The organism is Streptomyces sp. NBC_01320 (assembly GCF_035974375.1).
Taxonomy (GTDB): domain Bacteria; phylum Actinomycetota; class Actinomycetes; order Streptomycetales; family Streptomycetaceae; genus Streptomyces; species Streptomyces yanii.
In genome coordinates this window covers 3,525,742-3,551,671 of sequence record NZ_CP108390.1, presented here as the reverse complement: position 1 = coordinate 3,551,671, position 25,930 = coordinate 3,525,742, and the positions used below count along the sequence as shown (strand labels likewise).

Sequence of the window (25,930 nt, the reverse complement as noted above, 5' to 3'; positions counted from 1 at the left end):
GTGGATCAGCTCCCGGTGCGCTCGGCGATCAGGACCTCCAGGCCGTCCAGGATGCGGTCAAGACCGAACTCCAGAGCCTGGTCCTGTCCTTGGGTTCCGGAGCCGACCGAGGAGGCCGTCGCCGCGGCCAGGTGCGGGTAGTCCGCGCCGTGGTCCAGCAGCACCGTGCCGAGCGCGGCCAGGAGCTGGGCCTCCGGTGCGCTGGAAGGGGCGGCCGCCCGGCTCTGGAGCGCGATGCCCCGAACATGGCTGGTGAGCAGCACCACCGCGTCCATGCGCTCCGCGCCCGTGAGCCCGGTGCCGTCCAGCGCGGAGAGGGCCCGCTCCATCCAGCCGAGTTCCTTCGGGCCCATCAGGCGCGGGCCGACCGTCGCCTCCAGTAGCCAGGGGTGACGGCGGAGCATCTCGACCAGGCCGTACGACCAAGCCGTCAGGCGCGCCCGCCAGTCACCCTCCCCGCCCTCCGGTGCGTCATCCAGCGCCGTTTCCACCATGACGGCGATCAGTTCCGCCTTGCCGGGCAGGTATCGGTAGAGCGACATCTTCGTCTTGCCGAGCTGCTCCGCGACCCGCTGCATGGACACGGCTCCGAGGCCTTCCGCGTCCGCGATCCCGGTGCCGGTACGGGCGATGCCGTCCAGGGTGAGTGCGGGCTTGGGTCCGCGCCGGGGCTGTGGTCCGGGTCCCCAGAGCAGGCGCACCAGGTTTGTCGGGTCGTCCGTCACCGCTGTCTCCTTGCCAGGACCAGAAACTGTGTCTATCGTACACAACAAAAAATAGCGTCCTTAGGACGCAATTTCCGTGGATCAACGTCCCCCGACACAGGAGCACCTGTCATGTCCCAGAAGGTTCTGATCTCCGGTGCGAGCATCGCGGGCCCCGCGCTCGCCCATTGGCTCGGTGAGTACGGTTTCGACGTCACCGTCGTCGAGATCGCCCCGGCCCTCCGTGAGGGCGGACAGGCCGTCGACTTCCGCGGCGCGACCCATCTGACCGTCCTGGAGCGCATGGGCATCCTCGACGAGCTCCGGCGGCTGCGGACCGGCGGCAGCCCCATGCGCTTCGTCGACGAGGCCGGCAGGCTCCGGCTCGAACTGCCCGCAGACTTCGCGGGCGGAGACATCGAGGTCCTGCGCGGCGACCTCGCCCGCGTCCTGTACGAGCACAGCCTGCCCCGCGCCCGGTACCTCTTCGGGGAATCGATCGCCGCGCTGCACGAGGACGAGGACGGCGTGCGTGTCACCTTCCGCGGCGGCGCGACCCGCACCTTCGACCTCGTCATCGGTGCCGACGGGCTGCACTCCAACGTCAGGCGCCTCGCCTTCGGCCCCGAGGACGCGTACGTGCGCCACCTCGGCCACTACGCCGCCACCTGGAGCCTGCCCAACTACGCCGGCTTCGGCTTCGGCGAGGGCTCCATCGGCTGCAACACCCCGGGGCGTCTCGCCTCCGCCGGCACCGACAACCGCAACCCCGACACCGCTCGCGCCTTCTTCGTCTTCGCCGCCGACCGGCTGGACCACGACCGGCACGACCAGCAGGCGCAGAAGGCCCTCATCGCGGAGGCGTTCGCCGGAATCGGCTGGGACGTGCCCCGGCTGCTCGCCACCCTGGAGGACGCCGACGACCTGTACTTCGACTCCATCAGCCGCGCCGACCTGGACACCTGGTCCCGGGGCCGCATCGCCCTCCTCGGTGACGCCGCCTGTGGAGCCACCATCGGCGGCATGGGCACCGGGACCGCGATCGTCGCCGCGTATGTGCTCGCGGGGGAACTGGCCGCCCATCACGGCGACCACGCCACCGCCTTCGCCCGCTACGAGAGCCTGCTGCGCACCTACGCGCAGGGCTGCCAGAAGAGCGGTGACCGGACCGGCCCCTTCCTCGCCCCCGGCTCCGCGTTCGCGCTGCGCCTGCGCAACTGGATGCTCAGCCGTGCGTTCGTCCTCAACTGGATGCTGGAAGAAGGAAGGAAGGTCACGAACATCGAACTTCCCGACTACCGCGCGCACCGGAAATCCGCGCCGTTCACGCGCTGAAGGGGCCTGTCATACGGCTGCAACACGCGGGCAACACCCTCCTTCAAGGGTGTCCATGATGCGGGCAACGGTTTGACCGGGTTACGTCATTCCGGCTACGTTGCGCCACATGCAGCGATCCGCACACCTGACGACGCGAGGTCATGTCGACCTCAAGCGTGTGTGCTCCGCCGCGTGTCATCGGGCCTGAGAGCACGGCGCCCGCGCGAGCGGCCGCAGGGGTGGATGGACGCCCCGGGGCCGGCCCACGGATCTTCGCAGGGCGTTTCTCTCTCCACGGGAGACGTAGACCAACGCTGACCAACCGTCAGCAGAGGTCTGTCACGCCCTCCTTCGAGGAGTGCACGCATCGCGTCACCTGCCATCGAGGACCTGGAAGACACGTGAAGAGTCTGTCTGCGCCCGCCCGCCGCCCCACCCCCCTTCTCCGCTCCGACATGCCGCGCTCCGCACCCGCCCGCCGCGTCTCCGGCACCGGGTCCGTACTGGGCGCGATCCTCGACCACGGCCCGGTCGCCAGGTCCACCGTGGCCCGGCTCACCGGTCTGTCGCCCGCCTCCGTCACGGGCCACGTCGGCCAGTTGCTGGCCCGCGGACTGGTCAGGGAGAGCGCGGAGACCTCCGGCCCCCGGGGGCTCGGCCGGCCCCATATCCCCGTCGAGATCGACACCGGCCGGTACCTGGTGGCCGGGGCGCACATCGCCGTTGCCCACTCCACCCTCTCCCTGATGGACCTGCGGGGCAGAGTCGTCGCCGAGGACCGGCAGCCGCACCGGACCCTGGACCCGCGCCGGATGCTCGACGACCTCGCCGCACGCCTTCCCCGGCTGGTGTCCGCCAGGGCGGCGGGGCGGACCGTTCTCGCTCTGGGTGTCGCCACCGGGCACCGGGTCGACCCCGTCGCCGGGGTGATCGTGGAGCATCCGCTGCTCGGCTGGCGTGAGGTGCCGGTACGGGACATCCTCTCCGCCGCGACCGGGCTGCCCGTTCATGTCGACAGCCACTCCCGGGCGTTGGCGCGGGCGGAGCAGCTGTTCGGCGAGGCGTCCACCCGGACCAGCACCGTCCTGCTGTTCATCGGTGCGGTCGTGGACGCCGCCTTCGCCACCGAGGGCGGCATGCACCGCGGGCCGCGCTCCGGAGCGGGCAGCGTCGCCCATCTGCCGCTCGGGGCAGGGGGATCCGACGGTGGGGAACCCTGCGTGTGCGGGCGGTCCGGCTGTCTCCAGTCCGAGGTGTCGGAGCGGGCGATGGTACGACGCGCGGCCGAACAGGGCCTGCCGGTCGGCTCGTTCCCCGAACTGCTCGACCAGGCGCTCGCCGGGGAACCGCGGGCGGTGACGCTGTTCCGGCGCCGGGCCCGGCTGGTGGGCCGGGCCGCGGCCCTGCTCCTCGACATGGTCGACCCCGAGGTGCTCGTCGTGGTCGAACCGGGGGTGGGCCGGATTCCGGAGTGCCTGGCCGATCTCCGCGCCGAAGTGGCCGAACGCTCCTGGGTCTGCGACGACCCGGAGCGCGCGGTGGTGCCGTCCAGCTTCACCGGCTCCGTCCTGGCCACCGCAGGTGGCGCGGTGGCGCTGGGGGCACTGTACGGGGACCCGCTCGGCCCGTGGTCCGCACTGCCCGCGGTGTCGTAACAGGCCCCGGACACCCGACTTAATTCAGGAAGTTGCATTGTTGACCGGGCCGGAGCGCGGACGCAATGATGGATTCATGACCAGCCAGCAGCGGAATTCTCGGTACGCGCCCCCAGCGGCGCGCTATCGCCGCGCGGCCACGCCGGTGCGTATTGCTGCCCGGCGATTCCGTTGTCGCCCCTGTCCGGGTAGCCGATAACCACTCGCTTCATTGTCCGATCGGTCGCGCACCGGTGTGCGCCGCCTCGATTCGGCCTGCATATCTCGTGTCCGACGGATTCCTCCTGCCGTCATTTCGTTCCGCCCTGCAATCTCGGGAGAGACGTTGACTGTCACTGTGCCCTCATACCCTGCGAGTACCGCCGCGGGAATTGCCCCTGACCGATTCAAACAGGCCTTCCGTCGCTTTCCGGCCGGCGTGGTCGTCGTCACCGCCGACGCCGGTCGCGGCCCCGTCGGATTCACCGCCACCTCGCTCACCTCGCTGTCGCTCGACCCGCCGCTGGTCTCCTTCGGTATCGGGACCAGCACCTCGTCCTGGCCCCACGTCGAGCGGTCCGCGGGCGCCGTCGTCAACTTCCTCGGCGCCGAACAGCAGGCGCTGGCAACGACGTTCGCCACCAGCGGCATCGACCGGTTCGCCGCACCCACCCAATGGCGTCGGCTACCGGAGGGCGAACCCGTGCTCGACGGGGTGGCCGGCTGGCTGCGGCTGGAGACCGAGCGGATCGTTCCGGCCGGCGACCACCGGATCGTCATCGCACGGGTCGTGGACTCCTGGCTCGACGAGGGGCGCAGCCCGCTCCTGTTCCACGACGGCGCCTACCACTCGCTCCGAAACCGCCGACGACCGACGACGAACACCGACACCCCCTCATGACCACTGATCGGAAATTCACCATGTCACGCCATGACATACGCAATGCGGTCGGCCGCCGGTCGTTCCTCGCCCTCACCGGCGGGGCGATTCTGGGCCTCGCCGCCTGCTCTCCGCAGGCAAAGGAGGTCGCCAGTGCGGAGGCGGCCGGAAAGCTGCCCTCGGGCGCACCACCACCCGGCACCAAACTGTCGATAGCGGTGCGTACCACGCGCCTTCAACTGGGTCCCGCCGGATTGCGGAAGGATCTGGCATTCACCGTCTCGCAGTGGCCCAATCTGAACGCGGGGCCCGACATCATCCAAGGATTCCGGGCGCACTCCATCGACTTGGCGGTCAATGCCGGAATTCCGCCGATCCAGGCCCGCTCCATCGGTGTCGGAGCGAAGATTGTCGCGGTGCAGGTACGGAACCACCCCTCCTACGTCTTCGCGACCGCCCCCGGCTCCGACATCAGGACGGTGGCGGACTTCCGCGGCAAGAAGATCGGCTTCTCCCAGGGGCAGGCACAGGGCGTGGTCGTTCTGCGGGCGCTGAAGAAGGCGGGCCTGCGCAACAGCGATGTCGAGCTGGTCGCGCTGCCCAGTACCCAGTTCCTGACCGCCCTGCAGTCCAAGCAGGTCGATGTGGCCCCGCTGGGCGAACCGACGCTGACCAAGTACCTCAGCCAGTACGGCAAGGACGGCGCCCGCGGTGTGACCACCGATGTGGTGGACCTGCTCACCGTCCTGTGGGCACCGGACGAGGTGCTGAACGACGAGGCGAAGGCGGCAGCCGTCCGCACGTTCATCCCTCTGTGGTCCCGCGGCCTGGTGTGGGCGTGGGAGAACAGCGACCAGTGGATCGACACCTACTACGTCAAGGACCAGGGCGTCACCAAGGAGGACGGCAGGCGCATCGTCGCCTCCCTCCACCAACCGCAGTTCCCGGTGAGCTGGGACAAGGCGATCGAGTGGGAGCAGGAGACCGCCGATCTGATGGCCGAGGGCGGCTTCGTGCCGAAGCAGGACGTCGCCGAGCTGTTCGACCGCCGCTTCGAGGGGCTGGCGGCGAAGGCCGTACCGGCCCGGTACCGGGAGCCGTCATGACCGAGCTGCTGTCGCAGGCGCGCACAGCGGACCATCCGCCGTCCGGGACCGCCGCACCGGAGGCCCCGGCTCGGCCGCGCAGGGGTGCCCCGGTCCCCGCGGCCGGGGCGGCCGCCGCCCCCGCCCGCACCACCCGCAGGCGGCTCGGCCCCGGCTGCTCCCTCCCCTTCGGCCGGCTGATCGGCCCGGTGCTGGTGGTCGCCGTGTGGTGGGGAGCCTCTGCCGTCGGCTACCTCGATCCCCGGATCCTGTCCGGACCCGGCGCCGTGCTGTCCACCGCCACGGACCTGATCCAGAGCGGCCGCCTCCAGGACAATGTGCTGATCTCGCTCCAGCGGGCAGGTCTTGGCCTCTTCTTCGGGGTGGCCGCCGGGGTGATCCTGGCCGTGGCCGCCGGACTGAGCCGCACCGGCGAGTACCTTCTGGACGGGCCGCTGCAGATCAAGCGCGCCATCCCGTCCCTGGCGATGCTCCCGCTGCTGATCCTCTGGCTCGGCATCGGCGAGCAGATGAAGGTCACCGTGATCGCGCTCGGCGTCGCGGTGAACATGTACATCAACACGTACTCCTCGCTGACCGGCATCGACAACAGGTATGTCGAGCTCGCCGAGGGACTCGACCTGAGCCGCCCGCAGTTCGTCCGCAAGGTCGTCGTCCCCGGCTCGCTGCCCGGCTTCTTCGTCGGACTGCGGCTCGGCGTCACCGCGTCCTGGCTCGGCCTGATCGTCGTCGAGCAGATCAATGCCACCAGCGGCATCGGCTACATGATGTTCCAGGCCCAGCAGTACGCCCAGTCCGACGTGATCATCGTGGGGCTGGTGGCCTACGGGCTTTTCGGCTTCGCCTCGGACGCGGTGGTACGCGCAGTCGAGAGGAGGGTCCTGTCGTGGCGACGCACACTGGCGGGCTGACCGGCACCCACGAAGAGGCCGCAACCGGCACCGGCACGGCCACCGCGGTACGGCCGGCGGCGGTTCGGACCCGGAAGCTGGTACGCCGATTCGGCGACCGGAACGTACTCAAGGAACTCGATCTGACCCTGGCTCAGGGTGAGTTCACCGCTCTCCTCGGCCGCAGTGGCTCCGGCAAGTCCACCCTCCTGCGAGCCGTCGCCCGCCTCGACCACACCGTCGAGGGCTCCGGCGAACTCACCGTCCCCGACCGGGTCTCCCTCTCCTTCCAGGACTCCCGGCTGCTGCCTTGGCTCCGCGTACTCGACAACGTCGTCCTCGGTCTGCGCGGACCCCAGGCGCACGAACGCGGACTGATCGCACTCGCCGAGGTCGGTCTGGAGGGCCGCGACCGGTCCTGGCCCCATGAACTGTCCGGCGGCGAACAGCAACGGGCCGCCCTGGCCCGCGCCCTCGTCCGTGAACCCGAACTCCTGCTGGCCGACGAACCGTTCGGCGCACTGGACGCCCTGACCCGGATCAGGATGCACGGACTGCTCCGCGAGCTGTACGAGCGTCACCGCCCCGCCGTGCTGCTGGTCACCCATGACGTCGACGAAGCCGTCGAGCTCGCCGACCGGGTGCTGGTCCTGGAGGACGGCCTGATCTCCGTCGACCTCGCGGTCGACCTGCCGGGCCCACGGTCCCGGCGCGACCCCCGGTTCCAGGAGTACCGCGACACACTGCTCACCGCGCTCGGCGTGACGCAGCCCCACACCCCGTACGAGGAGAAGGAAACCCATGTCCCGCACGCCTGACCGCAAGCCGCTCCACCTCAACGCCTTCCTGATGTCCACCGGCCACCACGAGGCCTCCTGGCGCCTCCCGGAGAGCCCGGCCGAGGCGAACGCGGACGTCGAGCACTACAAGAACCTCGCCCGGATCGCCGAACGCGGCCGACTCGACTCGCTGTTCCTCGCCGACAGCCCCGTCCTGATGGGCGATCCGGGGCGGCGGCCCGCCGCCAAGCTGGAACCCACCGTCCTGCTGACCGCGCTCGCCGGGGCCACCGAGCACATCGGCCTCATCGCCACTGCCTCGACCAGTTACAACGAGCCGTACAACCTGGCCCGCAGGTTCGCCTCACTGGACCACGTCTCGGGTGGTCGGGCCGGCTGGAACATCGTCACCACGGCGGGCGCCGACGCAGCCCGTAACTTCGGCCTCGACGACACCCCGCTGCACCGCGACCGCTACCGCCGGGCCGGCGAGTTCGTGGAGGTGTCCACCAAGCTCTGGGACAGCTGGGCGGACGACGCCGTGATCGCCGACAAGGAACGCGGCGTGCACGCCGTGGCCGAGCGGGTCCGCCGGATCGACCACACCGGGGAGTTCTTCCGGGTCGACGGGCCGCTCAACGTCCAACGCCCCCCGCAGGGATACCCGCTGCTCGTGCAGGCCGGATCCAGCGAGGACGGCAAGGACTTCGCGGCTCGCTACGCGGAGGCCGTGTTCACCGCCCAGCAGACCCTGGAGGAGGGCATCGCCTTCTACAAGGACGTCAAGCAGCGCGCCGAAGCCATCGGCCGCAACCCGGGCGGCATCAAGATCCTGCCCGGCATCGTGCCCGTCATCGGTGACACCGAGGCCGAGGCCCTGGCCCTGGACGCCGAGCTGGAGGCGCTCATCGTCCCCGAGTACGCGAAGCGCCAGCTCGCCCAGCGGTTGAGGATCGCCCCGGACGACCTCGACCTCGACGCGGAACTGCCCGAGGACATCCCCACCGAGGACGAGATCGAGGGGGCGAAGAGCCGCTACACCCTCATCGTGGAGCTCGCCAGGCGCGAGAAGCTGACCGTTCGACAGCTGATCGGGCGGCTCGGCGGCGGGCGCGGACACCGCACCTTCGCCGGAACGGCCGAACAGGTCGCCGACACCATCGAGCACTGGTACGACAGTGGCGCGGCGGACGGCTTCAACATCATGCCCGCTGTTCTCCCCTCCGGCCTCGAGGTCTTCGTGGACCGGGTGGTGCCGATCCTCCAGGAACGGGGCCTGTTCCGTACCGAGTACACGGCAAGCACGCTCCGCGGTCACTACGGGCTGCCGCGCCCCGCCAACCGGCTCTTCGGGACCGTCGACCGGAGCGAGGGGCACATCGGCATCGACCTGGCGGAGGCCCGGTGACGGACCGTCCGCCGGGCGCCGCCACCCAGCAGTCACTGTCCGGCTGGGCGCGGCAGCTGGGTGGGCCACTGCCTGCGCCACCGCACCGACCCGTTGCTCGCCATCGGCGCCGTCCGGCTCGGAGCGAGCTTCACCCGGCTCCGACGCTCCGGCCGGCTATGCCCCGGTGTGCGGTACGACCTCCGTAACGACGCGGCCTCCGCCGCGGACCGGACGTGGTGCCGCGGGAAGCACATGTGTTCAGCGGAACCGTCCACGATGCGAGCGCATACGGACACCCGGACACCACCGACACCGAGGTGGAGGCGGCGGTCCGAGCGGTCGGCGCCCACGAGATGGTCGCCGGGCTCAGACCGAGCCACCTCCAGCCGGTGGCGGAGCGCGGCCGCAACCTCTCCGCGCGGGACGCCGGGTACCACCCGGCCGCGCTCACCGACCCCTCGCTGCGTCGCCGTTCGACCACGCCCGCGTAGCGCCGGTCACGCTCCGGGGACCCGGTCCAGGAAGCCGCTGACCGAGGTGATGCGCCCGTCGTCGTCGAGGGTGACGACGTCGGACCCGGCGGCGGGCGTCGAGCCGTCGGCGGTGGAGACCAGGTCCCAGCTGAAGCGGACGATGTCGTGGTGTCCTTCGGGGGCGCCGGTCAGCTTGAACTCGAAGCCGGGGAACTGCTGATGGGCACCGCTGATCACGGCCACCAGCTCGTCGTGGCCCCGCACGGAGGCCAGCGGGTCGGTGTACGTGGCTCCTTCGGTGAAGGCGGCGGCGACGGCCTTCGCCAGTTCCTCGGGGGTGGCCGCGTTCCAGGCGGTGAAGTAGCGCTGAACGGCGTCCTTGTATGCGGTCATCGTGCTGTCCTTCCGGTCACGGTCCCGGCCCTGCGGCCGGGCTCCTGTACGGCTTGTGAGGAACACGATGTCCGACGTGCGAAGAAGCGTCGATTACCTCCCGGGTCATGACCGGATGCCCCGGCGGCGTGCGGCGCTCAGGACGCCGTCCGGCCCAGGAACCCCATGAGAATCGCGTTGAGTTCCTCGGCGTGCGTCCATCCGATGTTGTGCGGGCCGCCCGGGATCTCGACGAGACGGCTGTTCTTGATCAGGCCGGGCAGTCGCCGCCCGCAGGAGTCGATGGGCAGGATGCGGTCCGCGTCGCCCTGGACGATCAGCGTCTCCACGTCGATCTTGGGCAGGTCGTCGCGGAAGTCCGTCAGCCAGGCCGGCACGCAGGCCAGCGTGGAGTGGGCCGACGCACCGGCGGCCACCGTCCACTGGAGCTGCAGCGCCTGCTCACTGATCCGGGTGCCACCGAGCTTGTCGACGTTGTTGAAGTCGTGGAGGAAGGTCGTCAGATATGCGGGACGGTCCGAGGCGATGGCGCTCATGATGCTGTCGAAGACGCTCTGGTCGACCCCCTCGGGGTTGTCCCCGGTCTTCAGGAGGAACGGCGGGATCGGGGCGATCAGTGCCGCCCGGTCGACCCGCGCGGATCCGTAATTGCCCAGATAACGGACGACCTCGCCGGTGCCCATGGAGAACCCGACCAGGATGGTGTTCTGCAGGTCGAGCTTCTCCATGACGGCGTTGAGATCCGTGGCGAGAGTGTCGTAGTCGTACCCCGTGGTGGGCTGCGAGGAGCGGCCGAAGCCGCGCCGGTCGTACGTGATCACCCGGTACCCGGCGCGCAGCAGGACCGGGAGCTGCTTCTCCCAGGATGCGCCGCTCAGCGGGAACCCGTGGATCAGGACGACGGGCTGCCCCGTCCCGTGGTCCTCGTAGTACACATGGATGCCGGCGGAGTTCTCCTCGCCAACGGTGATGTACGGCATGGCTCTCCCATCGCACGGCCCGGTCCGGTCGTGGTCCGGGCTTCTGGGGCCTCATTTCGGAGCGTGCCCGGCTCGCCGGGTCCTGCCCGCACTCCCGATGGCGCGCCTGGTCCGAAAGAGAGGTCCTAGCCCATTACGCCCCGATTCGGTGGTCCGCGCACTGTCGGCGGCCCTGAGCGGGTTCCTCGCACGGTTTCATGGGATTTTCACGGAGCGCCTCTACGGTGGGCGTCGTGACCGAGATGAGCCCTCCCGGCTGGCATACGGACCCCGGGTATACAGGAACAGGCCCTGTCCAGGAACGCTGGTGGGACGGAAGTCAGTGGACGGATCAGCTCCGGACGCCGCCCGCGGCCGTCCGGCGCCGTCGGATCCGGATCGGTGTCGGCGTCACCGCAGGCGTGGTGGTGCTGGCCGCGATCGCGGGTGGCGCCATCCTGCTGACTGATGGATCCCACAGCTCCGAGAACACCTCCCGTGGTGCCGTGTCGCCGGCGCCCAGTGCCCCCGGGGGACAGAACGGCCAGGGCGGTTCCGGTGGTCCCGGTGGCCGGAGTCCGGCGCCCGACCAGCAGCAACCGCCGTCCGAGGAGGGGTATGCCACGGACGCGAGCAGTGGCATCAGCCTGCCGGTGCCCGACGGCTGGACCGGTCAGTCGGCCCTGATCGGTGCCTCGGTGAGCACGGGGTCGTACACGTGCCCGGCGGACGCCTCGCAGAAGTGCGAGCGCGGAGGGGCGTTCGTCGCCCCGGCCCAGGCACTGAAGATCACGGCGAAGACGGCGGAGGCGGCGGCGAAGGCGGACATCTCCGTCAACGCCACGTCGTCTTACGGCGGCAAGGCCTACGGCGCCATCACCTCGCACGAGCAGCTCAAGTCCGAGGCGGTCACCGTCGCGGGCCGGAAGGGCTATCTGGTGCGCTGGAAGGTGGTCACGAAGAAGGGAGACGACGGCTACGTCCAGTCGCTGGCCTTTGCCTCCCCTCGCTCCGCGGACATGCTGGTTGTCGTACGGTCCGGCTTCGACGCCAGCCCCAAGGCGCCCGCGCTCTCGGTGATGGACGAGATCACCGAGGGGATCAAGGCGGCGGCCGTGACGGGCTCGGGATCCGGGCAGACCGCCTGAAGCGACTCGGCGGGAACCGGCCCCCGGGAATCCTTCCCCGGGCCGGTTCCGCGTGTCGGGCGGGCGTCGCAGGGGCAGGCGGCCGTATGCGAGGAGCCGTCATGGCGACCCGATGTCAATGTCGCCGCCATGCGCTGATCGACCGCACGGACACCTATGGGCGGACGAGGCCGGATGGGCGTCATCCGGGGCCGTCCGGAACCCGCACTCTCTCCGTCGTGCCGGACTCAGCGGGCTCTGGGCCGAACAGGTGAGTCGGAGCAGGGTCACGCCGCCACCGCGTGCGCCGTCCGCCATCTCTGCGGCCGATCGCCGTCGCGCTGTTCGCCGGCCACCCAGACTTCGACCTCGTCGGCCCGCGATGGGACCCGGACGCCCGACCCCAGGGCCCGGTACGGGGCGTCACGTCACGCGGGTGCTGCGCCGCGGCGGTGCGGCGTGCCCTGAGGCCAGCGGCGAACGCGCCAGTTCGATGCAGCCCAGCGCGATGAGAAGCAGGGCGACCAGCTCCGGCAGCAGCCACCAGCCCGTGCGCAGTTCCTCGCCGAACAGCGTCACCCCGTACAGGATGCTGATCAGAGCGTCGCCCAGTGTCAGCATCGGTTGGACGGCGACCAGGGTGCCCGCCTGGAGTGCGTTCTGCAGCAGGAACAGCGCACCCACTCCGGCGGCGGCGGTGGCGTACAGCTGCCAGGACGTCATGAGCGCGGTCACCCCGCCGTCATCGAGCCGCCCCATGGCGTCCTTCATCAGTGCGGCGGTGAGCGAGTACCCGCATGCGGCGGCGAGCCCGAGCAGCGCCGCCCGGGGGTTTCCGCGGGTGCTCATCGCGCCCGTGATCAGCGCGGCCTCGAAGATCCCCGTCACGATCAGCGCCGGGACCCAGACCGCGCCGTGCACCGACGTGCTGCCGCCGCCCGGAGCGGCGGAGGCCATGCCGAGGGCCAGCCCCACGGTCACGGCAGCCACGCCGTACCAGACTCCGTGCGGTACCCGGACCCGCATCACGAACCCGGCCAGCAGCAGCGTCGCCGGGAGTTCGATGACGAAGATCGGCTGGACCACCGAGATCGGGCCGGTGGCCAGCGCGACGGCCTGGCAGACGGCGGCGACGATCACCAGCCCGATCCCGGCCAGCCACACCTTCTGGCGCAGCAGATGACCGATCAGCGAGAGGTGCATCGTCTGCGTGTCGGGTACGGCGAGGGCGGCACGGCGTTGCAGCACGGACGCGGCGCCGTTGCTGAGTGCGGTCAGGATGGCGAACAGGACGCTGATCACCCGTCCATGATGCGGGCGGCCCACGCGTAATCCGGGGTCCTGCCGCCCTGCGGTGCGGCGGCCGAGGGAAGGAGAGAGAGAATGTATTGCGGACGGAAGTTGTCCGCGTGTCCGCGTACCGTGCCGTTCATGGCCGCGAAGACGAACCCTGCCGCACGAGCCGGATCCGCCCAGTCCCCGCTGCTCACGCCCCGCGCACTGGGCCGGGCCACCCTGGAGCGCCAACTGCTCCTGCGCCGGAGCCCGATGTCCGCGATGGAAGCCGTCAGGCATCTCGTCGGGCTCCAGGCGCAGAACACCAAGCCGCCGTACTACCAGCTCTTCGCCCGGCTCGAAGGCTTTGACCCGGCCGAGCTCTCCGCGCTGATGGGGTCCCGCGAGGTGGTCCGCATCGTCACCCTCCGATCCACCATCCACACCCACACCGCCGACGACGCACTGACCCTGCGTCCGCTGGTCCAGCCGGCCCGCAGCCGGGAGCTGAAGATGTTCCGGAAGGGACTCGGCGGGGTGGACCTGGACCGGCTCGCGGCGATCGGCAGAGAGCTCGTCGAGGAGCGCCCGCGTACCCCGAAGGAACTGCGCGAGGCACTCCTCGCGCAGTGGCCGGGCGCCGACCCGCAAGCCCTGACCGTGGCCGCCCGCTGCACTCTGCCCTTGGTCCAGGTCACCCCGCGCGGGCTCTGGGGCCGGAGCGGACAGGTCGCGCTGACCACCGCCGAGCACTGGCTCGGCCGGCCGTCGGAGCCGACACCCGCACCCGACGCGACCGTGCTGCGTTACCTCGGCGCCTTCGGACCCGCCTCCGTGAAGGACATGCAGACGTGGGCCGGACTGACCCGGCTGCAGGAGGTCTTCGAACGGCTTCGGCCGCGGCTGATCACCTTCCGCGACGAGCACGGCGTGGAACTCTTCGACCTGCCGGACGCCCCGCGTCCCGACCCGGACACCCCCGCCCCACCGCGCTTCCTGCCGGAGTTCGACAACGTCCTGCTCGGCCATGCGGACCGTACGCGCGTCATCCCGCCGCGGTTCAAAGGGCGCAACGGGAACGGCAACCAGGCATACGGAGCCGTGCTCGTCGACGGCCTCCTCGCGGCGATCTGGCGGTACGGCGCGCCCGGGCAGAAGCCCGGCGGCCAGGGGACCGTCACCGTGCAGGCGCTGGGCAGGCTGAGCCCGGCGGAGCGCGAAGCCGTCACGGGAGAGGGGCTGCGGATGCTCGCCACGATGGGGCCCGCGGACCCGGCCGCGCACGACATCCGGTTCGCCCCCTTCGTCGACTTCGGGGACTGACCGGGAGCGGGGCTCAGTCGGCGCGGCCCGTTGCCGCCACCGTCACGCCCAGACCGATCATCGCGAAGCCACCCGCCCCGCCGATCATCGACAGCCGCCTGTCCGACCGGGCGAACCAGCTCCGGGCCGCCGACGCGCCGAGCCCCCAGAGGGTGTCCGTCACCAGCCCGATCGCGATCGGCACCAGCCCCAACAGCAGCATCTGCGCCGGGAGATGACCGGTCGACGGGTCCACGAACTGGGGGAGTACCGCGGCGAAGAAGGCGATGCCCTTGGGGTTGGTGACGCCGACGACCACACCGTCCATCACCGTCCGCAGATCACCGCGCGCGGGCCGCTCCGGCGACACCTCGACAGCCCCCGGCCTCAGCTCCTTGCGGTGCCGGAACGCCTGCACCCCCAGGAGGACCAGATACGCCGCACCCGCCAGCTTCACGGTCATGAAGACCACCACCGAGCGTTCGACCAGCGAACCGATGCCCAGCGCGACCGCCACCACCAGGACGTACGAACCGGCGACATTGCCCAGCACCGTGGCCAGCGCGACGCGGCGGCCGTGGGCCAGGGCCCGGCCGATCACGAAGAGGACGCTCGGCCCCGGGATCACGATCACCAGCAGGGACATCGCCGCGAAGACAAGATATTGATGCGTGGACACCATGTCCGTCACCCCCTGGTCCCCGACCGTACGGCAGAGACCCCGGCGGACGTCAGGCGCGCGCCTACGGCAGGAGCCCCGCCCGGCGCGCCGCCACGACCGCTTCCAGCCGGGTGTGCGCCCCCAGCTTCCGCATCGCCGCGCGCAGATACCCCTTCACCGTCTCCGGCCGCAGCCCGAGCCGGTCGGCCGCCACCGCGTTCGTCGCGCCCGCGGCCACACAGGCGAGGACATCGATCTCGCGCGGCGCCAGCTGCACCCCGCGGGCGCCCGGCACCGATGTCCCGGACGCCGAGGCCAGCAGCCCGCACACCGAGAGGAGTTCCTCGCGAAGCGCCGGGTCGGCCACCTTCGGGACCAGCGCGCGCAGCTCGCGGTGCGCCTCGCGGACGTCCTCCCACGCACCCGGCGCCGCCCGCGGGTCCGTCACCTGGTCCCGGGTGACGGCCAGGAGCTGCTGCACCTCGTCGCGCACGGCGAGCGCCTGTTCCACGTCGCGGGCCGCTGCGACGGCCGCGTCGAACGTTCGGTCCCCGAGGGTGAGGGGCTCACGCAGCGCCCCGTACAGCACGCCTCGCACCTTGCGGCGTACGACGACGGGCACCGCGACCACCGAGCGCAGCCCCTCCGCGGCGACCGCGGTGTCGTACTCGTGGCTGATGTGCCGCGACGACGGGTAGTCGGTCACCGCGCACGGCCGGCACAGGGCGATCGACTTGCCGCCGAGTCCGCTGCCCGCAGTGATGACAAGGCCGCGCAGCGCCGTGGTCTGCGCCCCGTTCAGCTCCGCGATCCGGGCGTGACGCGCATCCGACAACAATCCGCCGAACGCCACGGGCAGCCCGCTCGCCCGGCGCAACCGCAGTAGGGCCGCTTGCATCTCGACCGCATCGACCGGCTCCGGCACGCTGTCGCCTCTCTGCCCCGCCCGCGTCACCCCCGTTCGGGGGTGGTGAGACCTGGGCCACCGTTTACATGATGTTAAGGGACCGGTCCGGTCCGCAATAAGGAGGGCACATGTCGGCAACCAGCGCGACGGAAACGTTCCGGGCCGCCCGGGACTTTCTGCTGCAGCATCGCGAGGACTATGCGACGGCGTACGAGGGCTTCCGCTGGCCCCGGGCCGACCGTTTCAACTGGGCGCTGGACTGGTTCGACGTCATCGCGGAGAACAACGACCGCACCGCCCTGCACATCGTGGAGGAGGACGGCCGCCGCACCGAGGTGTCCTTCGCTGCGATGTCCGCCCGCTCCAACCGGGCCGCGAACTGGCTCCGCGCCCAAGGGGTACGCGCAGGCGACCGGATCCTCGTCATGCTCGGCAACCAGGTCGAACTGTGGGAGACGGCCCTCGCCGCGATGAAGCTGCGCGCCGTCGTCATCCCCGCCACCCCGCTCCTCGGCCCCGTCGACCTGCGCGACCGGGTGGAGCGCGGCCGGGTCCGGCATGTGATCGTGCGGGACGCGGACGCCGTCAAGTTCGACGAGGTGCCCGGCGACTACACCCGGATCGCCGTCGGCGAGGACGTACCGGGCTGGCTCCCGTACACCGGCGCCGACGAGCAGCCGGAGAGCTTCGAGACGGACCGGGAGACCGACGCCGACGAGCCGCTGATGCTGTACTTCACCTCCGGCACGACCGCCAGCCCCAAGCTGGTCGAGCACACCCATGTCTCGTACCCCGTGGGTCACTTGTCGACGATGTACTGGATCGGTCTCAAGCCCGGGGACGTCCACCTCAACATCTCGTCACCGGGCTGGGCCAAGCACGCCTGGTCGAACCTCTTCGCGCCGTGGAGCGCCGAGGCCACCGTCTTCATCTTCAACTACACCCGGTTCGACGCGGGCCGCCTGATGGCCGAAATGGACCGCTCGGGCGTCACCAGCTTCTGTGCCCCGCCCACCGTCTGGCGGATGCTGATCCAGGCCGACCTCTCCCAGCTGAACACCCCGCCGCGCGAGGTCGTCGCCGCCGGAGAGCCACTGAACCCCGAGGTCATCGAGACGGTCCGGCGCGAGTGGGGCGTCACGATCCGGGACGGCTTCGGCCAGACCGAGACCGCCGTCCAGGTCGCCAATACCCCCGGCCAGGTACTGAAGGCCGGTTCGATGGGACGGCCCAGTCCCGGCTTCAAGGTCGAGCTCCTCGACCCGGTCACCGGTGAGCCCGGTGCGACCGAGGGCGAGATCTCCCTCGACCTGTCGTACCGCCCGGTCGGCCTGATGACCGGCTACCACGGTGACCCGGACCGTACCGCCGAGGCGATGGCCGGCGGCTACTACCGCACCGGCGACATCGGCTCCCGCGACGAGGACGGCTACATCACCTATGTCGGCCGCGCCGACGATGTGTTCAAGGCGTCCGACTACAAGATCTCGCCGTTCGAGCTGGAGAGCGCGCTGCTGGAGCACGAGGCGGTCGCCGAGGCCGCGGTCGTGCCCGCTCCGGACCCGGTCCGGCTCGCCGTCCCGAAGGCGTATGTCGTCCTGGCGGAGGGCTGGGAGCCCGGCCCGGACACGGCGAAGGTGCTGTTCGCGCACTCACGGGCGGTCCTCGCCCCGTACAAGCGGATTCGCCGGCTGGAGTTCGCCGAGCTGCCGAAGACCGTCTCCGGGAAGATCCGCCGGATCGAGCTGCGCGAGCGCACGGCCCAGGGCACCGGCACCGAATACGACGAGGGGGATCTGCGATGACCGGACGGACCGGGCTGTCCTACGCCCACGGCACCGGCACCACCGCTCTGCTCGGCGACACGATCGGGCGCAATCTCGACCGTGCGATCGAGGCGTACCCGGAGCGTGAGGCGCTGGTCGACGTCGTCTCGGGGCGGCGCTGGACGTACACCGAATTCGGCGCGGCGGTCGACGAGCTGGCGCGCGGGCTGATGGGCTCCGGGGTGGCCAGGGGCGACCGCGTCGGAATCTGGGCGATCAACTGCCCCGAGTGGGTGCTCGTCCAGTACGCCACCGCCCGCATCGGCGCGATCATGGTCAACATCAACCCGGCCTACCGGGCGCACGAGGTCCAGTACGTGCTCGGCCAGGCAGGGATCTCGATCCTGATCTCGTCGCTCGCCCACCGCACCAGCGACTACCGCGCCCTCGTCGGCCAGGTCCGGACGGAGTGCCCCGCCCTGCGGTCCGTGCACTACATCGGCGATCCGTCCTGGGACGAGCTGACGGCAGCGGCCGGATCGGTCACGGCCGAGCAACTGGCCGCACGGGAAGCCGAGTTGTCCTGCGACGACCCGATCAACATCCAGTACACCTCGGGCACGACCGGCTTCCCCAAGGGAGCCACTCTCTCCCACCACAACATCCTCAACAACGGCTACTTCGTCGGGGAGTTGGTCGCCTACACCGAGCAGGACCGGGTCTGCCTGCCCGTCCCCTTCTACCACTGCTTCGGCATGGTGATGGGCAACCTCGGCATCACTTCGCACGGCGCCTGCATCGTGATCCCGGCTCCCGCCTTCGAGCCCGCCGCCGTCCTCGCCGCCGTCCAGCAGGAGCGCTGCACCTCCCTCTACGGCGTTCCCACCATGTTCATCGCCGAGCTCAACCTCCCCGACTTCGCCGCGTACGATCTCTCCTCGCTGCGCACCGGGATCATGGCCGGATCGCCCTGCCCGGTCGAGGTCATGAAGCGGGTCGTCGCCGAGATGCACATGGACGAGGTGTCCATCTGTTACGGCATGACGGAGACCTCTCCGGTCTCCACCCAGACCCGCCGCGACGACGACCTGGAGCGCCGCACCGGCACGGTCGGCCGCGTCATGCCGCACATCGAGGTGAAGGTCGTCGACCCGGCCACCGGCGTGACCGTGGAACGCGGGGAGGCGGGCGAGCTCTGCACCCGTGGCTACAGCGTGATGCTCGGCTACTGGGAGCAGCCCGAGCGGACCGCCGAGGTGATCGACGCGGGGCGCTGGATGCACACCGGCGACCTCGCGGTGATGCGCGAGGACGGCTACGTACAGATAGTCGGCCGGATCAAGGACATGATCATCCGCGGTGGCGAGAACGTGTATCCGCGGGAGATCGAGGAATTCCTCTACGGCCACCCGAAGGTCGCGGACGTGCAGGTGGTGGGCGTGCCGGACGCCACGTACGGCGAGGAGATCCTGGCCTGTGTCATCCCCAGGGACCCGGCGGACCCGCCGAGCCTGGACGAGGTCACGGAGTACTGCCGCGAGCAGCTTGCGCACTACAAGATCCCGCGGAGGCTGCAGATCCTGGAGGCCTTCCCGATGACGGTCAGCGGGAAGGTCCGGAAGATCGAACTGCGGGAGAGCTACGGATAGTCGGTGAGGCGGGAGGCGGGAGGCGGTGCCCGGGGCGCGGTCAGGCGGCTTCGATGATGTCGCCGGCAGCGCCGCGGGTCGCCGCCGCCCACTCGATGAGCAGTACCTCGTACGCCGCGGACTCCACGGACGACCAGTCCTGCCCGGCTCGCGCGTCCACCAGCGCACGGATCGCCTCGTTCGCCTCGACGGCGGACGGGTGTGTCGGCTGTGCGGCGCGCAGCGGGTCGGAAGAGGGGGAGTGCCGTGGAATTAAGACCATGCGCGCTATCTTACGGCCGCCCACTGACACAGCCCGAACAATTGTGGCCCCAGGCGCGAACGTGACCGATTGCACTCGCTGTCGCCGACCTGTTCCGCTCCGGGGTCAGAGGGTTTGACGCCGGGTCAGAGTTCGCGTCGCATGCAGACCCTGGGCCAGCGGTCCAGGCCGTGTTCCGCCTCCTCCGCCCTGATCTTCCGCAGCCCGTCGGTGAGTTCGGACTCCGCGAGCGTACGGAAGCCGAGGCGCGTGTAGTACGGCGCGTTCCACGGGACATGGGAGAACGTCGTCAGGGTGAGGGCGACGAGCCGCCGGTCGCCCGCCCAGTCGGCCAGGTGGTCGATGAGCGCGCGGCCCACGCCGCGCCGGGCGGCGGACGGATGGACCGAGACCTGCTCGACATGGGCCGCGTCGTCGACCTCGTCGGCGATCAGATAGCCGACGGGGAGGTCGTCGGATGCGATGGCCACCCAGGCGCGGCCGGCCCTGCGGTAGTCGTCCAGGAGGCCGAGGGGTGGCGGGTCGTCGTCCGAGACGGCGGACATGCCGAGGGTGCGGAACGGTTCGCCGGCGGCGCGTTCGATGTCCTGGAGCAGCGGGAGATCGGAGCGGCGTGCGGGACGGATGCGCATGCCGTCAGTATGGGGTCGGCGGCCGGTGCGGGGGCAGGGGCCCCGGATTGCCGGCCCGCGGTTCCGGGGCCGGCCGGGCGTGGTCCCGGGGTGCGGGTGTGGTGCGTCAGCGTGAGGATCGGGGTACGGGTGGTGGCCCGGTAGCGTCCCGGCCCTGTGGCCGGTTCTCCCTTCCGGCGCTTCCTGGACCCCCCCCGGCCCAGCCGCCAGGGGCTGGAGGTAGGGGTGCCGCGGTCCCTGTGGGCGGGGGCGTGCAGCTTGCGTGCGCCTGACCGGTCCTGTGAACCGCGCGTACGGGGGCGCCCGTTCAAGCCTTGTCCCGCGCTCTCGGTGTCCGCGCGGTCCGGCACACGCCACGCCTGCCGCGCACGGCGCACCGGGGAAGCGGGCAGCAGACGTCAGGATCACGACATCCGGAAGGCCGGGGCCTCGTGGTGGAGCCGGGGCCGGGGATTGGGCTCGCTCTCGCGCGGCCCGGTACCTCGTGGACGGGGGCCGGACCGCGTAGGGCTCCCTGGCGGACGGTCAAGCACGACAAACGCCCGCCAAGGGTGATGCTGCTGGTACCGAGGGGGCGTGTGGAGGCGTTTGTCGATTCCCGCGCGACCCCAATGTCATCTGTGGCGCATGCAACCGATTCGCTACCTTCTGTAGCGAGCTGATTGCGCATGGCGACATTGGGGTCGACGTGTGCGGCAGCGGGATCGGAGAAATGAACGTGAAATCTTGCAAGCGGTGGGCTGTGGGCCTGGGGGCCGTCGCGATCAGTGCCGCGCTGGTGTCGGGCTCATTCAGCCCGGCCGTCGCCAGCGACCCCGCGGGGGCAGCCCGACGGTCCGTCGTCGCCAAGCAGCTGACCCTGAGACTGGCCGCCGCTCCGGGCCAGGTCGCCAACGTACGGGGAGCGGCCCAGGGCAACGGCGTCCCGATCATCCAGTACCCGTGGTCCGCTGCGGTCAACGAGCGCTGGGAAGCGAATGCGGTCGCGGGCGGCTACTACCGGTTCAAGTCCGTCAGCAGCGGCAAGTGCCTCAACGTCAGCGGAGGCGGCAGCGCCAACGGCACCCCGGTCATCCAGTACACCTGCAGCAACTCCGACAACGCACTGTGGAGGCTCGAACCCGAGGGCATCGGCTACCAGATCGTCGTCAAGTCCAGCGACAAGTGCCTCAACGTCGCGGGGGGAGTAGGCGCCGGACGCCCCCTCGTCCAGTACGACTGCACCGCCCAAGGTGCGAGCAACGACGTCTGGCTGCCCGTCTGGGAACCCAACGACCTCTGAGTCCTCGCGGGGGTCCGTGGAGCAGGCGTTGACACCGTGTGGCTGGGTTCTCCTTCGGGGGCCCAGCCACGTCCGGTCGTGGACAGCGGACGACCCACAGCGCGAGGATCTGGCACGGCACGCCGCTGGTCGCACGGATCGATCCGTCGGGCGGTCGACGGGGCACCACGGGCGACCGCGTACCGGCTACCTCGGTGACGTGCCTGCCGGGCTGCCGATCCGGCTCTCCCAGTTCTCGCCGGCGGCCGCCGGGGGCCAACTGTGTGACCTGCCCAGCTCCACGGGAAGGGGAGTACCACTGCCTCGGCTTGCCGTGCCTATCGTGAAAAGACACACCAGCGGCGGCGTCGAGGCGGGGCAGACGTGACGGAACCGGAGATCGATTACGCAGCGGTGTTCCAGGCCCTGCCCGGTGCGGTGGCGCTGCTGACCCCGCAGCTGGTCTACGTGGACGTCAACGAAGAGTTCTTGCGCGTGCTGGGCCGCAGTCGCAGCCAAGTCATCGGTTGCGACATGCGCGACGATTTTGCCCACAGCCCGAACGACCCCGGCGCGGCCGTGGCGCGCAACATCGAGGCGTCACTACGGCGGGTTACGGAAACCGGTGAGCGCGACACCATGGAGGTGCAGCGCTACGACATGGAGGATCCCGACCGGCCCTGGGCGCCGAGCGAGCGCTACTTGACCATGATCAACATTCCCGTCTTCGGCTCGGACGGGCGGGTGGCGTTGCTGATGCACCGCGTGGAGGATGTCACCGAGCTCATCCGCGCCCGCGTGGTCGCGCTGAGTCTGCAGGAGGCGATGCTGCCCGCTCTCCGCCCGGTCGGGCGCCACCCGGCGGCCGCACGCTACCGGCCCGCCGTCGACGCGCTGGACGTGTGCGGTGACTGGTACGACCTGGTCGAACTGCCCGGCGACCGCATCACGGTCGCTGTCGGCGACGTCGTCGGCCACGGCCTGTCTGCGGCTCAGGTCATGGGGCAACTGCGCAGCGCGCTCAGCGCCGCCTCCCGTGTCACCGAAAGCCCCGCCCGTGCCCTGGAAGTCCTCGGGCTGTACGCCCGCTCGGTCGACGGCGCCGAGAACACCACCGTGGCCAGCACGTTCATCGACTGGAACACCCACACCATCACCTACAGCAGCGCGGGCCACCCTCCGCCGGCCCTCCTGCACGGGGACGGAACCGTCGAGTTCCTGGACCAGGCCACCGACCCCCCGCTCGGAGCCCGCCCCGAACCGGCCCCCCGGCCCCAGGCCACCGCGTCCTTCACCGAGGGGTGCGTCCTCGCGCTGTACACCGACGGCCTGATCGAGCGCCGCCGCGAAGACATCGACACCGGTCTCGCACGGCTCGCCCGCTCCCTGGCCGACCACCGGACAGCCGACCCCGAAACCCTCGCGGACGCCCTGCTGGCCGACCTGCTCCCGCTCGGCGGCGTCACCGACGACACCGCCCTGGTCGTCGTGCAGCTTTGACCCGGCCGCCGTGTCCGCAGCGGCGTGCTCCAGCTGCCTTGAGCACGAGGGTTGTTGACAGCTGTGGGTCTTGAGAAGCAGTTGCTCGAGCAACGCCGGGGATTTCCCCGAGCCTCGGCGGCGATCGCGTTGCGTACCCGCTCGTCCAGCGGCCTCTTCGGGCGGACGGCGATATTGTGCGGACGCCCTCAGGCCCCCGTGGAGAGCAGCTCGTCCGCCGGACCGTTCACCGGCTGCGGGGTCCCGGTGAGGTCCATCACGAAGAGCGGGACACCGAGCCCGTCGGCGCGCGCCGCGGCGTCCTGCGCATACCCCGCCAGCGAGAAGAAGACGCCGGTCACCGATGTGTTGAGGGCGTTCAGCCAGAGACATTCGACGTCGCGCCGCGTGCTCGGCCGGGTGGTCGAGTCGACCTGGGCGATCAGTCCGGCGGCGCGCAGATCGATCCGGGACGAGGGCCGCTCCGTCGGCATGACGACGTCGCCGTAGCCCAGCCACCGCAGATACATAGCGGCGGCCGTGACCGCGTCGCGGCCGGTGCGGATCGGCATCGGCCGGAACGGCGGGCGGGGGGCAGGCGCCGTGCGCGGCAGCGGGATGTGAGACGGCCGGACCCCGTCCGCAGGGTCGGCGCCGGCCGCCGTGACCGGTTTGACCGGGATCCGCAGCACCGTCCCGCACGGGCAGCACAGCTCCGGCTGCGGCCACTGGTCATGGCGTCCGCAGGCGCGGCAGCGCACGGTCACCCAGTCGTCGTTCCAGGTGCGGTGCGTGATCGGCTCGGGCACGGCGCCGCGCAGCATCGGGGCGGCGGTGGGGGACCCGCACGGGCACGGGTAGACCGGTGTGAGGTACGCGTGCTCGCGGTGGCAGGCCGGGCAGCGTACCGGCACGGACTCCACCATGGCCTCCCTCCGGCACGGCTGCCGCCCCCGGTGCCTGTCTTCGGGCGCATCGCTCCATGGCCGTCACCGTCCGACCGTGCCCCGTGCCCCGTGCCCCCCATGCTCCACCACGAGTGGGGCGTGGGGGAGCGACTTGGAGGATTCGCGGCTGTTCCGGCACCGCGTGGCAGCGGGCCCGGCTCCCTCTCTTGACGGTCGACCAAGGGCCGCCTAGATTGCTTCCGTATAGCAGAAGTGAAGTTCCGTAATGCGGAATTGGTGCTCTCAGGTGGCGCGACAGAGCCCGACTCCACCAGGTCCGAGCAGGAGTACTCAAATGCCTCGAATGACCGCTGCCCGAGCGGCAGTTGAGATCCTCAAGCTGGAAGGCGTCACCCACGCGTTCGGCGTGCCGGGAGCGGCGATCAACCCCTTCTACGCAGCGCTCAAGGCCGGTGGTGGCATCGACCACACCCTGGCCCGCCATGTCGAGGGCGCGTCCCACATGGCCGAGGGCTACACCCGGAGCAGGGCCGGCAACATCGGCGTCTGCATCGGTACGTCGGGACCCGCCGGTACGGACATGATCACCGGGCTCTACTCGGCGATCGCCGACTCCATCCCGATTCTCTGCATCACCGGCCAGGCGCCGGTGGCCAAGCTCCACAAGGAGGACTTCCAGGCCGTCGACATCGCGTCGATCGCCAAGCCGGTGACCAAGGCCGCGACGACCGTCCTGGAGGCGGCGCAGGTGCCCGGCGTCTTCCAGCAGGCCTTCCACCTGATGCGCTCGGGCCGCCCGGGTCCGGTCCTCATCGACCTGCCCATCGACGTCCAGCTGACCGAGATCGAGTTCGACCCGGAGACGTACCAGCCGCTGCCCGTCTACAAGCCGGCCGCGTCCCGCGCCCAGATCGAGAAGGCGATCGATTTCCTGCTCGCCGCCGAGCGCCCGGTGATCGTCGCCGGTGGCGGCATCATCAACGCCGACGCCTCCGAACTCCTCGTCGAGTTCGCCGAGCTGACCGGTACCCCGGTCATCCCGACGCTGATGGGCTGGGGCATCCTCGCCGACGACCACGAGCTCAACGCCGGGATGGTCGGCCTCCAGACCTCGCACCGCTACGGCAACGCGAACTTCCTGGAGTCGGACTTCGTCCTCGGCATAGGCAACCGCTGGGCCAACCGCCACACCGGCGACCTGGCCGTCTACACCAAGGGCCGGAAGTTCGTCCACGTCGACATCGAGCCCACCCAGCTCGGCAAGATCTTCCCGCCGGACCTCGGTATCGCCTCGGACGCCAGGGCCGCGCTGGAACTCTTCGTCGAGGTGGCCAAGGAGCTCAAGGCCGCGGGCAGGCTGCCGGACCGCAGCGCCTGGGCCGCCTCCACTCAGGAGCGCAGGGCGAAGCTGCAGCGCCGCACCCACTTCGACCAAGTGCCGCTGAAGCCGCAGCGGGTGTACGAGGAGATGAACCGGGCCTTCGGACCGGAGACCCGCTACGTCACCACGATCGGCCTCTCCCAGATCGCCGGCGCGCAGATGCTGCACGTCTACCGGCCGCGCCACTGGATCAACTGCGGCCAGGCCGGCCCGCTCGGCTGGACCATCCCCGCCGCGCTGGGTGTCGCCACCGCCGACCCCGAGGGCCAGGTCGTCGCGCTCTCCGGGGACTACGACTTCCAGTTCATGCTGGAGGAACTGGCGGTCGGCGCGCAGCACAACATCCCGTACGTCCATGTCCTGGTGAACAATTCCTACCTGGGACTGATCCGCCAGGCACAGCGCAACCTGGACATCAACTTCCAGGTCAACCTGGAGTTCGAGAACATCAACTCTCCGGAGCTGGGTGTCTACGGCGTCGACCATGTCAAGGTCGTCGAGGGGCTGGGTTGCAAGGCGATCCGGGTCACCGAGCCGGACAAGCTTCTGCCCGCGTTCGAGCAGGCCAAGAAACTGGCCGCCGAGTTCCGCGTCCCGGTGGTCGTCGAGGCGATCCTGGAGCGCATCACCAACATCTCGATGAGCGGCGCCGGGATCGACGCCGTGAACGAGTGGGAGGACATCGCCACCGAGCCGGGCCACGCCCCGACGGCGATCCGCCCGTTCGTGGCGAGCTGACGCACCACTCCTCGGTACGTCTCCCAGGTGGGGGCGGATCACCGGAACCCGGTGATC

At 70.5% G+C, this 25,930-nt stretch carries 23 protein-coding genes and 1 pseudogene; 15 read left to right on the top strand and 9 right to left on the bottom strand.

Translation table 11 applies throughout. From position 1 onward, the window contains the following. Window positions 1–5: 5 nt before the first annotated feature. The gene (locus OG395_RS16275; protein ID WP_327243599.1) at window positions 6–725 is read right to left on the bottom strand and encodes a TetR/AcrR family transcriptional regulator; all 720 of its coding nucleotides are present in this window, start codon (window positions 723–725) and stop codon (window positions 6–8) included. 111 nt (window positions 726–836) lie between these two features. Between OG395_RS16275 and OG395_RS16270 the strand changes: the two genes are divergently transcribed. The 8 genes and pseudogenes from OG395_RS16270 to OG395_RS16235 all read left to right on the top strand — a co-directional run. Then, window positions 837–2,039: an FAD-dependent monooxygenase gene (locus OG395_RS16270; RefSeq protein WP_327243598.1), complete on the top strand. Its 1,203-nt coding sequence runs from the start codon at window positions 837–839 to the stop codon at window positions 2,037–2,039. 383 nt (window positions 2,040–2,422) lie between these two features. Next, a complete protein-coding gene (locus tag OG395_RS16265; RefSeq protein WP_327243597.1) occupies window positions 2,423–3,676 on the top strand; it encodes an ROK family transcriptional regulator in 1,254 nt (417 codons plus the stop codon). 325 nt (window positions 3,677–4,001) lie between these two features. Continuing rightward, a complete protein-coding gene (locus OG395_RS16260) occupies window positions 4,002–4,556 on the top strand; it encodes a flavin reductase family protein (protein ID WP_327243596.1) in 555 nt (184 codons plus the stop codon). Window positions 4,557–4,576: 20 nt separating this feature from the next. Further along, entirely contained in the window at window positions 4,577–5,641 is a 1,065-nt protein-coding gene (locus OG395_RS16255) for an ABC transporter substrate-binding protein (RefSeq protein ID WP_327243595.1), read from the top strand. Next, entirely contained in the window at window positions 5,638–6,552 is a 915-nt protein-coding gene (locus tag OG395_RS16250; protein ID WP_327243594.1) for an ABC transporter permease, read from the top strand. Before OG395_RS16255 ends, OG395_RS16250 begins: the two co-directional genes overlap by 4 nt. Further along, window positions 6,528–7,349 carry an ABC transporter ATP-binding protein gene (locus tag OG395_RS16245; protein WP_442818567.1) on the top strand — a complete coding sequence of 274 codons (822 nt, stop codon included), beginning with the start codon at window positions 6,528–6,530 and terminating at the stop codon, window positions 7,347–7,349. Before OG395_RS16250 ends, OG395_RS16245 begins: the two co-directional genes overlap by 25 nt. Then, the gene (locus tag OG395_RS16240; protein WP_327243593.1) at window positions 7,333–8,718 is read left to right on the top strand and encodes an LLM class flavin-dependent oxidoreductase; all 1,386 of its coding nucleotides are present in this window, start codon (window positions 7,333–7,335) and stop codon (window positions 8,716–8,718) included. The genes OG395_RS16245 and OG395_RS16240 overlap by 17 nt, the downstream gene beginning before the upstream one ends. Before the next feature lie 200 nt (window positions 8,719–8,918). Next, a pseudogene (locus tag OG395_RS16235) lies at window positions 8,919–9,119 on the top strand (hypothetical protein); the annotation flags it as partial. Window positions 9,120–9,197: 78 nt separating this feature from the next. Here OG395_RS16235 and OG395_RS16230 read toward each other — a convergent pair. Continuing rightward, complete coding sequence (locus OG395_RS16230; RefSeq protein WP_327243592.1) at window positions 9,198–9,566, bottom strand: nuclear transport factor 2 family protein; 369 nt, start codon at window positions 9,564–9,566, stop codon at window positions 9,198–9,200. Between the two features lie 137 nt (window positions 9,567–9,703). Continuing rightward, the gene (locus tag OG395_RS16225; protein ID WP_327243591.1) at window positions 9,704–10,546 is read right to left on the bottom strand and encodes an alpha/beta fold hydrolase; all 843 of its coding nucleotides are present in this window, start codon (window positions 10,544–10,546) and stop codon (window positions 9,704–9,706) included. 233 nt (window positions 10,547–10,779) lie between these two features. On the opposite strand from OG395_RS16225, the gene OG395_RS16220 reads away from it, so the two are divergent. Continuing rightward, a complete protein-coding gene (locus OG395_RS16220) occupies window positions 10,780–11,673 on the top strand; it encodes a DUF2510 domain-containing protein (protein WP_327243590.1) in 894 nt (297 codons plus the stop codon). 402 nt (window positions 11,674–12,075) lie between these two features. Here the strand turns inward: OG395_RS16220 and OG395_RS16215 are convergent, their stop codons facing one another. Next, on the bottom strand, window positions 12,076–12,954 hold the full coding sequence (locus OG395_RS16215; protein ID WP_327243589.1) for a DMT family transporter: 879 nt from the start codon (window positions 12,952–12,954) through the stop codon (window positions 12,076–12,078). 129 nt (window positions 12,955–13,083) lie between these two features. Here OG395_RS16215 and OG395_RS16210 point away from each other — a divergent pair, with 129 nt between their 5' ends. After that, a complete protein-coding gene (locus OG395_RS16210) occupies window positions 13,084–14,250 on the top strand; it encodes a winged helix DNA-binding domain-containing protein (protein ID WP_327243588.1) in 1,167 nt (388 codons plus the stop codon). 13 nt (window positions 14,251–14,263) lie between these two features. Here OG395_RS16210 and OG395_RS16205 read toward each other — a convergent pair whose 3' ends face one another. Both OG395_RS16205 and OG395_RS16200 read right to left on the bottom strand, forming a co-directional pair. Beyond that, window positions 14,264–14,911 (bottom strand): LysE family translocator, encoded by a 648-nt coding sequence (locus tag OG395_RS16205; RefSeq protein ID WP_327243587.1) that lies wholly within the window; start codon window positions 14,909–14,911, stop codon window positions 14,264–14,266. A 61-nt stretch (window positions 14,912–14,972) separates the two neighbouring features. After that, entirely contained in the window at window positions 14,973–15,815 is an 843-nt protein-coding gene (locus tag OG395_RS16200; RefSeq protein ID WP_327243586.1) for a helix-turn-helix transcriptional regulator, read from the bottom strand. A 110-nt stretch (window positions 15,816–15,925) separates the two neighbouring features. Between OG395_RS16200 and OG395_RS16195 the strand changes: the two genes are divergently transcribed. Together OG395_RS16195 and OG395_RS16190 are read left to right on the top strand one after the other, a co-directional pair. After that, window positions 15,926–17,602, top strand: coding sequence for an AMP-binding protein (locus tag OG395_RS16195; RefSeq protein WP_327243585.1), 1,677 nt, complete (start codon window positions 15,926–15,928; stop codon window positions 17,600–17,602). Beyond that, window positions 17,599–19,212 carry an AMP-binding protein gene (locus OG395_RS16190; RefSeq protein ID WP_327243584.1) on the top strand — a complete coding sequence of 538 codons (1,614 nt, stop codon included), beginning with the start codon at window positions 17,599–17,601 and terminating at the stop codon, window positions 19,210–19,212. The genes OG395_RS16195 and OG395_RS16190 overlap by 4 nt, the downstream gene beginning before the upstream one ends. A gap of 40 nt (window positions 19,213–19,252) precedes the next feature. Here OG395_RS16190 and OG395_RS16185 read toward each other — a convergent pair whose 3' ends face one another. Further along, window positions 19,253–19,474 (bottom strand): hypothetical protein, encoded by a 222-nt coding sequence (locus OG395_RS16185; protein ID WP_327243583.1) that lies wholly within the window; start codon window positions 19,472–19,474, stop codon window positions 19,253–19,255. A 125-nt stretch (window positions 19,475–19,599) separates the two neighbouring features. Next, entirely contained in the window at window positions 19,600–20,106 is a 507-nt protein-coding gene (locus tag OG395_RS16180) for a GNAT family N-acetyltransferase (RefSeq protein ID WP_327243582.1), read from the bottom strand. Window positions 20,107–20,818: 712 nt separating this feature from the next. Here OG395_RS16180 and OG395_RS16175 point away from each other — a divergent pair. Then, window positions 20,819–21,388 (top strand): RICIN domain-containing protein, encoded by a 570-nt coding sequence (locus tag OG395_RS16175; RefSeq protein ID WP_327243581.1) that lies wholly within the window; start codon window positions 20,819–20,821, stop codon window positions 21,386–21,388. Between the two features lie 363 nt (window positions 21,389–21,751). Beyond that, window positions 21,752–22,867: a PP2C family protein-serine/threonine phosphatase gene (locus OG395_RS16170; RefSeq protein ID WP_327243580.1), complete on the top strand. Its 1,116-nt coding sequence runs from the start codon at window positions 21,752–21,754 to the stop codon at window positions 22,865–22,867. A 188-nt stretch (window positions 22,868–23,055) separates the two neighbouring features. Here OG395_RS16170 and OG395_RS16165 read toward each other — a convergent pair whose 3' ends face one another. Further along, on the bottom strand, window positions 23,056–23,769 hold the full coding sequence (locus OG395_RS16165; RefSeq protein WP_327249356.1) for a hypothetical protein: 714 nt from the start codon (window positions 23,767–23,769) through the stop codon (window positions 23,056–23,058). A gap of 319 nt (window positions 23,770–24,088) precedes the next feature. Between OG395_RS16165 and gcl the strand changes: the two genes are divergently transcribed. Then, window positions 24,089–25,873 carry a glyoxylate carboligase gene (gene gcl, locus OG395_RS16160; RefSeq protein ID WP_327243579.1) on the top strand — a complete coding sequence of 595 codons (1,785 nt, stop codon included), beginning with the start codon at window positions 24,089–24,091 and terminating at the stop codon, window positions 25,871–25,873. Window positions 25,874–25,930 lie beyond the last annotated feature (57 nt).